The sequence below is a fragment of the Patiriisocius sp. 208BN25-11 genome (assembly GCF_058147145.1).
Genome location: NZ_JBYVJY010000002.1, coordinates 387,225 through 400,575, shown reverse-complemented (window position 1 = coordinate 400,575; position 13,351 = coordinate 387,225). Strand labels below are relative to the sequence as shown.

13 protein-coding genes are annotated in these 13,351 nt (G+C 35.4%); 6 read left to right on the top strand and 7 right to left on the bottom strand.

Annotation, left to right across the window (positions count from 1 at the left end; all coding sequences use genetic code 11):
- Nucleotides 1-254: 254 nt before the first annotated feature.
- From ACY2RS_RS04680 to ACY2RS_RS04650, 7 genes are all read right to left on the bottom strand, one after another.
- Nucleotides 255-2,210 carry an AAA family ATPase gene (locus ACY2RS_RS04680; RefSeq protein ID WP_490097454.1) on the bottom strand — a complete coding sequence of 652 codons (1,956 nt, stop codon included), beginning with the start codon at nt 2,208-2,210 and terminating at the stop codon, nt 255-257.
- A gap of 1 nt (nt 2,211) precedes the next feature.
- The gene (locus tag ACY2RS_RS04675) at nt 2,212-3,276 is read right to left on the bottom strand and encodes a hypothetical protein (RefSeq protein ID WP_490097453.1); all 1,065 of its coding nucleotides are present in this window, start codon (nt 3,274-3,276) and stop codon (nt 2,212-2,214) included.
- Between the two features lie 6 nt (nt 3,277-3,282).
- Entirely contained in the window at nt 3,283-3,633 is a 351-nt protein-coding gene (locus tag ACY2RS_RS04670; RefSeq protein WP_490097452.1) for a GIY-YIG nuclease family protein, read from the bottom strand.
- A gap of 63 nt (nt 3,634-3,696) precedes the next feature.
- On the bottom strand, nt 3,697-5,046 hold the full coding sequence (locus tag ACY2RS_RS04665; protein WP_490097451.1) for a microtubule-binding protein: 1,350 nt from the start codon (nt 5,044-5,046) through the stop codon (nt 3,697-3,699).
- Between the two features lie 125 nt (nt 5,047-5,171).
- Nucleotides 5,172-5,360: a hypothetical protein gene (locus ACY2RS_RS04660; protein ID WP_490097450.1), complete on the bottom strand. Its 189-nt coding sequence runs from the start codon at nt 5,358-5,360 to the stop codon at nt 5,172-5,174.
- A 437-nt stretch (nt 5,361-5,797) separates the two neighbouring features.
- The gene (locus ACY2RS_RS04655) at nt 5,798-7,006 is read right to left on the bottom strand and encodes a Pycsar system effector family protein (RefSeq protein ID WP_490097449.1); all 1,209 of its coding nucleotides are present in this window, start codon (nt 7,004-7,006) and stop codon (nt 5,798-5,800) included.
- A gap of 86 nt (nt 7,007-7,092) precedes the next feature.
- The gene (locus ACY2RS_RS04650) at nt 7,093-7,944 is read right to left on the bottom strand and encodes a hypothetical protein (protein ID WP_490097448.1); all 852 of its coding nucleotides are present in this window, start codon (nt 7,942-7,944) and stop codon (nt 7,093-7,095) included.
- Nucleotides 7,945-8,121: 177 nt separating this feature from the next.
- Between ACY2RS_RS04650 and cysQ the strand changes: the two genes are divergently transcribed.
- Genes cysQ through wecB form a run of 6 tightly spaced genes read left to right on the top strand, consistent with a single transcriptional unit; the run spans nt 8,122 to nt 13,323 of the window.
- Nucleotides 8,122-8,916 (top strand): 3'(2'),5'-bisphosphate nucleotidase CysQ, encoded by a 795-nt coding sequence (gene cysQ / locus ACY2RS_RS04645; protein WP_490097447.1) that lies wholly within the window; start codon nt 8,122-8,124, stop codon nt 8,914-8,916.
- A complete protein-coding gene (locus ACY2RS_RS04640; protein ID WP_490097446.1) occupies nt 8,917-9,375 on the top strand; it encodes a DUF2061 domain-containing protein in 459 nt (152 codons plus the stop codon).
- Complete coding sequence (cysC, locus tag ACY2RS_RS04635; RefSeq protein WP_490097445.1) at nt 9,376-9,969, top strand: adenylyl-sulfate kinase; 594 nt, start codon at nt 9,376-9,378, stop codon at nt 9,967-9,969. It begins immediately after the preceding gene.
- Nucleotides 9,970-10,875, top strand: a complete 906-nt coding sequence (cysD, locus tag ACY2RS_RS04630) for a sulfate adenylyltransferase subunit CysD (protein ID WP_490097444.1) — start codon at nt 9,970-9,972, stop codon at nt 10,873-10,875.
- Between the two features lie 42 nt (nt 10,876-10,917).
- Nucleotides 10,918-12,174, top strand: coding sequence for a sulfate adenylyltransferase subunit 1 (locus ACY2RS_RS04625; protein ID WP_490097443.1), 1,257 nt, complete (start codon nt 10,918-10,920; stop codon nt 12,172-12,174).
- 33 nt (nt 12,175-12,207) lie between these two features.
- Complete coding sequence (gene wecB / locus ACY2RS_RS04620; protein ID WP_490097442.1) at nt 12,208-13,323, top strand: non-hydrolyzing UDP-N-acetylglucosamine 2-epimerase; 1,116 nt, start codon at nt 12,208-12,210, stop codon at nt 13,321-13,323.
- Nucleotides 13,324-13,351: the final 28 nt, after the last annotated feature.

The following is a 13,351-nucleotide window of genomic DNA, read 5'->3' as shown; positions in this document are numbered from 1 at the left end:
GTCATCTATCACTAAATCTCTAAAACATCCCCTAGCCCCATTGAGAAATCGAAATCGAAACTGAAATTATATTTTATGTCCATATTCAATTCTCTATTTTCTTTTTAATCCGCCATTTATTTAATCAATCAAACTTTGTTTACCCCAGCTCTAAAGGGTGCAAAGTTTTTATTCTTAAGTTAATTTTCAAATTAAATTCATTCATCATTCATCATTCGTGACCCGTCACCTGTCATCCGTCACCCAACATCCACCTATCCTTCAAACTCTCTTCTAGCTTCCAACTGTACTTTCATATCGTGTACTCTTGCGTCTACTTTGCGTTTAAAGTCGGTATCTGCTATGGTGGCTACATTGTCTAAATAGCGTACCACTTCTTGTCTACGAATATCACTAAAGCTTAATCCTTTCATGTTTTGCTTCATTAGCTCCTGCAACATGTTGTATTTGGTGTCATAGTCTTTTTTGAAATACAGCATAGGGTCGTTAAACCAATCTTCTGGTAAATCAAAATCTGTGAGTCTTAATGAAATGGCACTTTGAATGTTTCTAATATCTCTCGAAGAGAAAAACGGAAACTGTGCCTGGATGTTTTTATATAACTCTGCATAGAACAAATGTTCGTTGGTGTTATACCTCTTCTCGGTGCGTTCGTAAATTTCTAAGACTTTGGCTTCTGTTGGTTTATCACTTACATTTAATATTTCACCTAAATTCTTAGCAAGACTTTGCGCCGATAAAAAGTCGTAGTCTTTTGGATTTTGCATGTTTACAAAATCGGGCATTGTTTTTTCGAACTTGCGCCACCAGATATAATCTTGATCCACAAAATCTGGAATGCTTCTCGCACCATCTATTTTAAAGCGTCCTTGCACACGATTGATCACAGCTTTGTCTAACATTTCTGGTAGGTTGGTGAATAAGCCAATAGAACTGTTTCCATAATTAATAGCATAGGCACCTTCGGTATATCTTAAAAACACACCAATCACTTCTTTTACACCTGCTGAAACTCCCTGTGCGGTACGTTCTTGTAGGTTGTTTTCTGCGTCGTCAATGGGTGCAAAGATGAGTTTTGTTGGGTCCGAAAGTGGTTTCATCCATTGTACCATTTTCTCTGCACTTCCTCCTTGGAAGGTAGAGATCAAAGTATCTGGCATAGGGTGAAATAGAAAGGGGATATCCAATTCTTCACAATGCTTTTTAAGTCTTGTCGCTATGGCAGCAATAAGCATTGACTTTCCCGTTCCTGGAATACCGTAGCCCATAAATACAGGCATAAAACCTCCTAGTTCTTGAAACGGGTTTTTCTTTGCCGTAAAATCATAACTCAGCATGCGTTCGGTTAAACGTCTTGCAAAGTGCTTGGCATCACGGTTTCCTACGATTTCTTCAAATTCAATTTTGTTGAATTCTACACTCACAGCAGTGCCTTCAAAAACATTTTCCCAGCCTGAGACAGCATAGTCACTTTTTTCGAGCTTATAGGTTCGATCTGTAATGGTTTCTGTGTATTCTAACGAGTTTACGCGTTGTAAAATTTCAGCTATAATCGCTTCAAAATACACCACAGTAAAGTCCACCACATCTTTATCATTGTTAATCATCTCTGGATGCCCTAGGTACTTGTCAAAATAGTATAACAAACAAGAGATTCCTTTTAAGGGAGACATAAACGAAAGTTCTGGAATGCCTGCAAACTTGTTTTTCAGTACCGATAGGTCGTCTGAGGCAACAGGTTTTAAATCATACAACACTCGGGTAGCAGTACCAAACAACATAAAGGCAGTTGCCGTATGCATTTTACTATCATACTCACGACGTTGGCTAGGATCTAAGGTACTTTTACGTTCGTTAAGACTTGATAGTCCAGAGGCGTCATAATAGCTGTCTTTTAGCCAAATACCCATGGCAAGCCCTTCTTGTAAGGCCAATAAAGATCTATTCAAGCTCAAAGGAATGGCAACAGACTCTGGCAATAATCGCTTTTTTAACGCCAATATCGTTTTAGAAACCGAAGTGACATCGGTAGCACCGCCACCATTGGCTTTACTCAAATAGAGTAGGATCGAGGTGTCTTTTTGATCTTTATCTCTACGTTGCGCTTTGTTTCCTTGTTCCCATTGTACTCCCTTTAGATAGCCACTAGCTTCTTCACGAAGTGCTTCTAATTCTGTTAATTTGATTGGAAAAGTACTGTTGTGTTCCATATTATATTTTGAGTTCAGGTATTTCTATTGCTGCCTGCGTTAAACTGTTTAAAAATTCTGGTATGCTATCATGCAAAACCTGGATAACGCGATGTGATGTAAACACATAGTGTTCTGGTTTTTGTTGTTCCCAAACTTGTAAATATTGTTTGTTAAAGAAACTACCTTCCTCAAAAGTACCTGTGCTTTTTATTTCTTCTAAATGCAATGAAATAGCATAGGAAGAAATATCTAAGGCTTTGTCAATAATTCCTTTTAGAATAACATGCGTTACTTCTAATTCATCTTTAGCAAAAACATTGTGCAGAGGACCTAGGTCTATTTTACGCAGCTTTTTAGGTAATAGTTTTGTTAGTTTTTTGTCAATAGCATAAGCCATCATATCTAAAGACATATTCCTGTCAGCTACCTGTTCTAATACCTCGTAGATCTGTGCCGTATATTCTTGTAAGGTTATTTTATGCAAATCGAAGTACATAAAACATACAAAAGGTCTGTTTAAGGTAACATCATAAAAGGACCAGCTCACCATAAACTCTGCATCACTTACTGGATTTCCAGCTTTTTCATTGCGTATGGCTTTTCCTTGTATAAACTTTTTAAAAATATATTTCTGTTCTACTGAGGTATAATAGACAATAGAAGCCGCTTGATGTAATGTATAATCGCTTACTTCTTTTTTGTCTTTGAGCAAGGTTTCAAGAAACTGCGACTTTAAATCGTTCACCTTTGGCAGTCTATCGATATGCTCATGTTTTAGCGCTAAGTCATTGTACAAGTATCGAAACTCTAAAAAGTTTGGAAAACCGCTTTCGGTTAAATCGATGCGCATTTTCTCTTCGTCGTCAAATAAATACTTGATACGAAATGCTTCTAACGAATAGGTAAGTAGTTCGCAGTATTGTTCTATAAAAACCACCTCTTTTTCTCCACAAATGCGTTTTTGAGCCAAGCGCTCTACTAAAGAAGTAAAGGCATGCGATACAATTTTAAAATAGACTTTGTATTGTTCTTTTGTTTCAAGAACGGCACTGTCTAGAGGGGTTTGTATTTGGTTGATTGACATTTTCTATTATTCTGTCTGGTTGAGCGCAGTCGAAACCTCAATAAATGAAGGACGAAATCTATAATGAGTCATATTTCTGCATTCTGAAAGTATTTGTAACATATTAAAATCTTCACGCGCTAAAGCTCTTTTCTTTTTTGCAGTCCATCCTTTTATTTTCTTTTCAAAATAAATGGCTTGTTCTACATCATTAAATTCTTGATGAAAAATTAAGGTAACGGGTCTGCGCTTATAAGTAAAACTTTTTTTGTTTCTGCCTAATTGGTACTCTTCAAACCTACGTCCAATGTTGTTTGTAAATCCAGTATATAATAATCCATCTGAACACTCTAGTATGTATACAAAATAAGATTTCATACAGGGGGATAGTATTAGTTATTTGACATAGGTTTCGACTGCGCTCAACCAGACAATTGTCTGTTATCCTAACAAATCATCTTCTGCATCTGGAGCTGGGGCAGGAGGTGTGTCGTCTCCACCTACTGGTGCACTTGGTGCATCTCCATCTGTAGCATAATACTCTTCAAAAATTTCTTTCATGTCAATTCCATAACGGTCTGCAAAATTCTTCTGAATTTCACCATCCTTCTGGCGAATCTCCTGTAAGCTTTCTGCATAACTACCATAGACTCCTTGCATTACTTTTTCGTGCACAGGAATGTTGTCCATCATGTCTTGTCTTGCTTTCGCACTAGCCGTATGCATAGCAGCTAATGTTTGTCCAATATGCTCGTCTGTCTTTACACCCAGATGCTCTAAAATGGCAGCAAATTCTTGATCTGTTCTTGCTTTTAAGGCAACAATATATCCATCATAGTACTTTAAACGCTCATCGGTATCACTTTTAAGTTTTGCACGATGTGTTTGTAAGTTGCTACGTAAGGACGTAAGTACTTTAATAGTTAAGTTATGTTTATGTACAAAACTGTCTTTACTCGCAGCAAGCGTTGTATAAGCATTTTTAAGTCCTTCTAATTCTTCTACTTTTTGTTCGATGGTCGTTACTTTACCAATGGCCTCAGAGTAGGCAGCAGATTGCTTATCGCTAACTTCTTCTAGTGCTTGACGTGCTTGTTTTAATAAAGCGTATTGCTCTTCAAGCTTGTCTTCTGTCTCTTTCTTTTTTTCAAGCGCTTTGGTATGGTTCTTACTCGCCTCCACAATGGCAACTTGTAATTTTTCTTCTACTTCTTTGATTTCAACCTCACGGTTTTTCAATCTAGAAACAGCAGCTTGAGATTTGTACGATAATTCATTTAGCAGGGTTTGTACATCGGCACTTTCAATACGTTCTTGGAACATGGCTTTCGCTTTCATGTCTGCACCATCTCTTACATTTTGAGCTATTTTTAAGGCTTCTTCTTTTTTCTTGATTTTTGCTTTACGTCCCCAGAGGTTATTCCACCAGCTGTCTTTTACTGCTTCGGCCTCTTCCAATTCTCGTTTTGCTTTTTCTAGTGCTTTTTGTGCACTATCTATTACTTTTTGCTCTTCGGCATTAAGTGTAGAGAATTTTTCGAAGATAATTCCAACCTCGTCTTGGTAGTCTGTAAGGTCTTTGATGGCGTCTAATAAGGTAGAGCGATCTTTTTCTGCCATGCCTACAACATCATCAAGGGTGGCATTTAATATTTTCTGACGTACTTCTGGGTCGTCTTCTTGAGCTAGCTTAGACTTCATTTGGTCTACGGCTTTCCCCCAATTAACATCTACTTTTTCTTGTTTTTGTGAAGAAGATTCGGTTTCTAATAAGTCAAAATCATCAGACATAGGTATGGCTATTTTAAAAGGTTATACTGCGTAAAAATTATTGTATCAATTTCGTGAAAAAAATTGAGGTTTGAAACTGAAATTTGAAAAGCTTTACTCTATGAGTCGCAGCTTCTAAATTTTTGTTACGATGTGGCTTTTGGAAGTGTCACTTTTTTATGTATACCTCGTATAAAATCCCAGATGGGATGGCCTTTTTCTTGTGGTGAAACCATGACTTTTAAGTAGGTGTGTGGTTTTTTCTTATTTGAAACAACCTCTAGTTCCATGTGAAGCAACACTTCTTCACCTTTGTTAAAAGTGTCAAGATACAATATGGTTGCACTATAGTTTTTTTTGCCTTTTAAGGTTCTATTTCTTTTTACTGAAAATGTTAATGTTCGAGAAATCTAAATTGCTTTTGTTCTCTCCCGCTACTACTTTTCTAAGTCCTTGATAGTATTGGGTCAAGAATTTTTTGATTGCTCTTTTGCCAAGTTTCTTTTCGTTTTCTATAGAAGCTACAAATAGGTAGGTGAAATAATTCTCAGAATTCCTGTCAAACATTCCAGGAGCAAATCTCAATTCTTCAAAACCTGTATAGGGAAGTTCTGGAGCAAAATCGAATGGGAGTGTGATTCTCTCATGGCGCCAATCTTCAGGAGCGTCTAAAATAGGTTTCGCTTCTTGTGCGAATATTTAAAGCACACTCATGAGCAGGCATGAAAGTACTAAAAGGTGCAGTTTTTTAGGGTGCAAAGCAATTTGTGATTTATATAATAATCTGAGCTGTTGCGGGCATTTCAGTTAGATAAAATGAAAGCGCAAAGGCAATAATAGAGATAATAACACCAATCACAAAGATGGTATACGTCATTCTTAAAATTCGGTATTTTCTATCGAGTACTTTCCCTAGAAAGTATAAATCTTTGGTCATGGAGGAATACAAATAATCTTTATCTTTTAAGAGTTCATCAATGGCCCATTGAAATTCTGAAAGTTTCATTTTGTGAAAATTTCCGAAGAAGGTAAGATTCACTTCTTTGTTCTCTACATCTTCACGTGTAAACTCACCTCTAGTTACATTGGGTCTGGTGGCAAAAACGGCTAAAATCATAGTGATGGTAGACGAAAGTACAAAAACTCCTGTGGGAGCTACAAGAAAAGGATTTGTGTCTAGTTTGGATAGTAAGTTGGCCAACACGACAGAAATAATAATGGCATTTACAGATAACAAGATATTGGCTTTGGTGTCTGCAATATCACTTAGTTTGATATGATTTCGTAAAGCAACTCTATAGAATGTTTGAATGCCGCGTTCTGGATCTTCCCCTTTTGAAGCATGTTTAATTTTTGCTTTTATTTTTTCGTCCTTTTCTTTCTTTTTATTTTTCTTTTTATCTAGCAATAAAGTTGCGAGATTTTTTTCTTTTCTTGGTTGCCAATTTTCAATAGCATAATTAGTGTAATAACGATGCTTTTCAATCATTACTTTAGTGTTTAAACTCAACCATTCTCTTGCCGAATAATCGTTTTTTCCTTGTAATTTAAGTTCCTGTCTTAAAAATTCACTTGTTTCATGAAAGTACTTTTTTCCAAAATGAGAGGCGTCTGCGTCACGAATAATTTCCCCTAAAGTGTTAGAGGGTTGCTCGTCAAATTTTGTATCCATGATGCAGGCTGCGACTTTTGCTATAATTTTTTCATCTACTCCTTTAGTGTTTAGAAAAGGAGTGGCGATTTTCACACTTTCGGCTTCGTGGTTTTCGGTAGAAACTGTATAGCCTGTATCATGTAAAAGCGCAGAAAGTCTTAGTACTAGGATGTCTTCATCGGTGAGTTCTGTATGTGCTATAATTTCATTTACACTTTTGTATACACGTTTGGTGTGTGTGTAGTTATGGTATAGAAAAGTGCTATCTAGTTTATCTTTAAATAGATGCAATACAAAATTTTCTGTGGCTTTTATAAGTTCACTCATTTCCTATAAATTATAAAGGCAAAATAGTTAAAATAACTAGGCCTTTTATGGTTGGATTCATAAAATTAACATCAAAATAACTTTTTTTACTGTTTTATTTTTGAAATATCTAGGGTGTACAGATTTCTTCCTGAGGTTCCAGAACGTTCGTCGGCAATGAATAGGGTGTTTTCATCTCTAAAAGTAATTGCTTCTTTTTGAGAACGATGTTTTAGTTTTATTTCTTTGACGTTACCCTCAAAAAAGCGGTCTTCATTAAAATTAGACAGTAACCAAACTTTGTCATAGCTTAAAAGAGCAATAGTTTCTGAGGTCTCATTAAAATCGGCACTTGTAATTTGACAATTGCGAGCATCTTCACAGGTAATAAATGTTCCTATTTTTTTAGCAAGGTAGTCACCTGGAATTGCTGGGATTTTATATAATTTGGTGGTTCCGTCAAAGTCACGGCTTCGGTTTCTCGTAAATAAATAAAGATGCTCTTTAAAATAAAAGAATGCTTCTATATCAAAGTTTAAATCTTTTTTTTTCGGCGGAAATTTTAGTTGATCTTCTAATTTGAAAGTAATTTTTTCGGTTTTGTTGAAATTTTGCGTGTTAGTTTTGTAGATTATTAAGTCTTTACGTTTGTTTTTGTTGTTACCAAAATCACCAATATAGAGATTACCAAAAGCATCTGTGGTGAGGTCTTCCCAATCTTTATTTTCTGCGTTTTTTATTGAATAGCTGCTGTCTATTTTATTTTCTGAAATATAATAGTGATACAAGGTGGCTGGATTGTTACTATCGTTGATCATCCAAAGCCCATCAGCATGGGTAGCGATACCACTTACTTCATTCAATGTTTTAGGTAATGAAGCTTCAAGTTGTAATATACCAAAATCCTGAGTGCAACTTTGTGTTGTTAGTAGTGTACAAAGGATTAAGAAGTAATTCATATGGACCTATTTTATGGGTTAAAAATACAATTTGTATTGCGTTTATTTTTTGATTTTTAGAGTTAATTCGTGAGGAGCTATCAAAGTTTATTACAAGTCTTATAATATTGTTAAAAAGTAGGGTTTTAAATAGCCTTAAAATTGTATATTTGCCGCCGCTAACCGTATACACGTTACATGGAGAAATTACTACATATTGCAATAGAAGCAGCTATTAAAGGTGGAAAAGAAATTTTAAAGATTTACGCAACAGATTTTGATGTGATATCAAAAGATGATGAATCTCCATTAACACAGGCCGATAAGAATGCGAATGATATTATAAATACGTATTTGGTACCTACTCAAATTCCTATCATAAGTGAAGAAAATAAGCAAACCGATTATGTAGATCGTAAAGATTGGTCTCAGTGTTGGATAGTAGATCCACTTGATGGAACCAAGGAGTTTGTAAAGCGAAATGGAGAATTTACAGTTAACATAGCCTTAGTTGACAATGGAAATCCAATTTTGGGGGTGATTTATGTTCCTGTATCAAAAACACTTTACTATACAGGAGCAGATGGCGTGTCTTCTTATAAAGCAATGTTGCTGTCTGATGATGCTATTCAAATTGACCAAATACTGGATGCATCTATTCGTATCAAGCCAGCTGATTCTCCTGAAGCTTTAATAAAAATAGTTGGAAGTAGATCTCATTTAAATGAAGATACGAAGGCCTTTGTTGAAACTGTAAAAAAAGAAAAGGAAGTTGAAATTGTTTCAAAAGGGAGTTCATTGAAGTTTTGCTTGGTTGCTGAAGGTGAGGCACATATGTATCCAAGATACGCGCCAACTATGGAGTGGGATACTGCTGCAGGACAGGCTATTTGCCAAGGAGCTGGAGTAAAGGTTATTGATAATACTACGCAAGAACCATTAAAATATAATAAGGAGAATTTACTGAACCCTTATTTTTTAGTAACTATTTAAATGGGTACTTACAAAAAAGAATCGCATATTAGAAGTATTCTAAAAGGAATCTCTTGGCGTATTGTTGCAACAACAGATACCATTTTTGTAGTTCTTTTAATTACCTGTATTACTGGAACATGTAGTATTGAAAATGCTCTGAAAATTGGAGCAGCTGAGTTTTTAATAAAGTTATTGGTGTATTATGTTCATGAACGTATATGGCAAAATTATAGAAAAGAAGTTGGAGTAAGTTCTCGTCAGCTTGTCTACAAATCAATATCATGGCGATTGGTAGCGACTTCGATGACTTTTGTTATTTCTGGTGCTGTGCTCGATGGTTTTGATGAAATTGCTATTTATATAGCATTAACAGAGTTAATTACTAAATTTGTACTCTATTATGCACATGAAAAAATTTGGTTGCGATTGCCTTTAGGTAGAATACGTAATTATGCTTTAAATATATTTAAGAAATAAATGCAAGAAAATATTATTCCACATACCTTTAATGTTTCGCAATCGAATCGAAGTGAACTAAAAAATCATGCACCAGTTGTATTGTGGTTCACTGGGCTTTCTGGATCAGGTAAATCTACTATTGCAAATGCTGTCGAAACTGCATTGTTTGAGAAAGGCATACATACCTATTCTTTGGATGGTGATAATGTTCGTGGAGGATTAAATAATAATCTTTCTTTTTCTGCTGAAGATAGAACCGAAAATATACGCCGTATTGCTGAAGTATCTAAGTTGATGGTGGATGCAGGTCTTGTAGTTTTGGCTTCTTTTGTATCGCCATATGCTATTGACAGAGCTGCAGTTAAAGCAACAGTAGGTGCAGATAAATTTGTAGAAATTTTTGTCCATACCTCTGTTGAAGAATGTGAGCGTAGAGATGTGAAAGGCTTATATGCTAAAGCGAGAGCAGGCGAAATACCAAATTTTACTGGAATAAGCGCTCCTTACGAGGCGCCTAAAAATCCAGACATTCAAATTAATACCATAGACACCTCAGTAACTGAGGCTGTTGCATATATATTAAAATCAATTTCCAATAAAATAGCCCTATAAATGAGCAAGTATTATTTAAATTATCTTGACGAGTTAGAATCTGAAGCTATATATATTTTAAGAGAAGTATGGGCACAGTTTCAAAATCCAGTAATTCTTTTTTCTGGAGGAAAAGATTCCATTTTAGTAGCACATTTAGCCAAAAAAGCTTTTTATCCTTCTAAGATTCCTTTTCCACTAATGCACGTCGATACAGGACACAACTTCCCAGAGACGATCCAGTTTAGAGATGACTTGATTAAGCAAACAGGTGCTCAACTTATTGTTGGTTCTGTTCAAGAATCTATTGATCAAGGTCGTGTAGCAGAAGAAAAGGGAAAGAACGCAACAAGAAATGCTTTACAGATAACTACGTTACTGGATGCCATAGAAAACAATAAAGTTGATTGTGCTATTGGTGGTGGTCGTAGAGATGAAGAAAAAGCAAGAGCAAAAGAGCGTTTCTTTTCACATAGAGATGATTTTGGCCAATGGGATCCAAAGAATCAACGTCCTGAATTATGGAATATATTAAATGGGAAGCACTTTGAAGGAGAGCACTTTAGAGCTTTCCCGATTAGTAATTGGACAGAAATGGATGTATGGAATTATATTTTAAGAGAAAATATTGCAATTCCATCATTATATCTTGCACATGAGCGTGATGTAGTTTGGAGAAGTGATAGTTGGATACCAGTTTCTGAATATTTAAAATTAGAAGACGGAGAAAAGATTGAGCGTAAAAAAGTACGTTTTAGAACCTTAGGTGATATTACAATTACCGGAGGTATGGAGTCTGATGCTGATACTTTAGAAAAGATTGTAGCCGAGGTAAGTGCTATGAAGCAAACAGAGCGTGGTAATAGAACAGATGATAAGCGTAGCGAAAGTGCTATGGAGGATAGAAAAAGACAAGGATATTTCTAGTAGACCAATCTAAATACGATATTTAAAATTTCAGAAGAAAACATGGCAATAGATAATAATCAATTATTAAGATTTACAACAGCAGGAAGTGTTGATGATGGTAAAAGTACTCTTATTGGTCGTTTGTTGTATGATAGCAAAGCTATTTTTGAAGATCAGTTAGAAGCAGTAGCTACTACGAGTAAGCGAAAAGGACATGAAGGTGTTGATTTGGCTTTGTTCACAGATGGATTACGTGATGAGCGTGAACAAGGAATTACAATTGATGTAGCGTATCGTTACTTTACTACTCCAAAAAGAAAGTTCATTATTGCAGATACACCTGGGCACATCCAGTATACCCGAAATATGGTAACTGGCGCTTCAACAGCAAATGCGGCTTTGATTTTGGTTGATGCACGACATGGTGTTATTGAGCAAACAAAACGTCACGCTTTTATTGCTAGTTTGCTACAAATACCCCATGTAATTGTTTGTATCAACAAAATGGATTTGGTAGACTATTCTGAAACTATTTATAATGATATCGTTTCACAATTTGAAGAGTTTTCATCAAAATTATATGTAAAGGATGTTCGTTTCTTACCTATGAGTGCATTAGATGGTGATAATGTAGTAAATAGAGGTGAAAATATGACTTGGTTTAAAGGAGCTCCTCTTTTACATACCCTAGAAACATTGCACATAAGTAGTGATTTAAATAAAATTGACGCTCGTTTCCCAGTGCAAACAGTATTACGTCCTCAAAGAGAAGGTTTTATTGATTATCGTGGTTATGCTGGGCGAATGGCTAGTGGAATTTTACGACCTGGAGATGATGTTGTTGTAATGCCTTCTGGGTTTACTTCAAAAGTAAAGTCTATTGATACAGATAAGGGAGCACTTGAAGAAGCATACGCACCTATGTCTGTTTCTGTTACGCTAGAAGATGATATCGATGTTAGCAGAGGAGATATGATTGTAAAGAAAAACAATCAGCCTGAACCAAAACAAGAGTTTGATGCCATGTTATGTTGGTTTAACAATAGTCCTGCTAGGCCTAGAGCTAAGTATACTATTGTGCACACTTCAAATGAGCAAAAGGCTATGTTAAAAGAGGTTATTTACAAGGTAGATATTAATACCTACTCTAGAATTGAGGATAATCCTACTCTAGAAATGAACGATATTGCAAGAGTTACCGTAAAAACAACAAGACCCTTAATGATTGATGAGTACAGAGATAATAGGGTGACAGGTAGTTTTGTTTTAATAGATGATGCAACACACGAAACAGTTGCAGCAGGAATGATTTTATAATACCATTTTTGGTTAATTTTTTTAATGAATCTAATGAAGAAAGTATTAATTGTTTTCGGTACACGACCAGAAGCTATAAAGATGGCTCCACTAGTCAAAGAGTTTCAAAAGCATGAAACAAAATTTGACACAAGAGTATGTGTTACAGCACAACACCGTGAAATGCTAGATTTAGTACTAGATTTTTTTTCAATCACTCCCTCATATGATTTGAATGTGATGAAACCAAATCAAAACCTATATTCATTAACGGGTACCATTATTGAGGGAATGAAAGATGTCTTGGAAGACTTTAATCCAGACTATGTTTTTGTTCATGGAGATACTACAACTACAATGGCTACAAGTATTGCTGGGTTTTATAACCAAAGTAAAGTATGTCATATAGAAGCTGGGCTTCGTACTCAAAATAAATGGTCTCCTTTTCCCGAAGAGATTAATAGACAGGTTACTGGTAGAATAGCCGATTATCACTTTTCTCCAACAACAACCTCTAAGGAAAATTTATTAAAAGAAAATGTGTCTGAAGATAGCATTGTTGTAACGGGTAATACAGTTATTGATGCCCTTTTACAGAGTGTTAAGAAAGTGAATGAAACTCCGAGTGAGCTTATACAAAATCTTTCAAATCAATTGAATGATAGAGAAGTGATACTGGTAACGGGCCATAGAAGAGAAAATCATGGTGATGGTTTTATCAATATCTGTGAAGCTTTAAAAACAATAGGACTTAATCATCCAGAGATGGATATAGTATATCCTGTTCATTTAAATCCAAAAGTACAAGAGCCTGTATATAGAATTCTTGGTGATGTGAAGAATATAAAATTGATAGATCCATTGGCGTATCAGGATTTTATATGGTTAATGAACAGATCAAAATTAATTATCACTGATAGTGGAGGTGTGCAAGAAGAAGCTCCAAGTTTGGGTAAGCCAGTATTGGTCATGAGAGATACAACAGAGCGTCCTGAAGCTGTAGATGCTGGTACTGTAATTCTTGTAGGTACCGATGTTGAAAAAATTGTTTCTGAAACTGAAAAGTTATTGTCAAATCCAGCTTGGTATGAAAAAATGAGTGCTTTACATAATCCTTATGGAGATGGGAAAGCATGTGAGCGAGTAGTTGATTTTATTGACAAAAACTAATCTCTATAAATTTATTAAAATAAAAGAA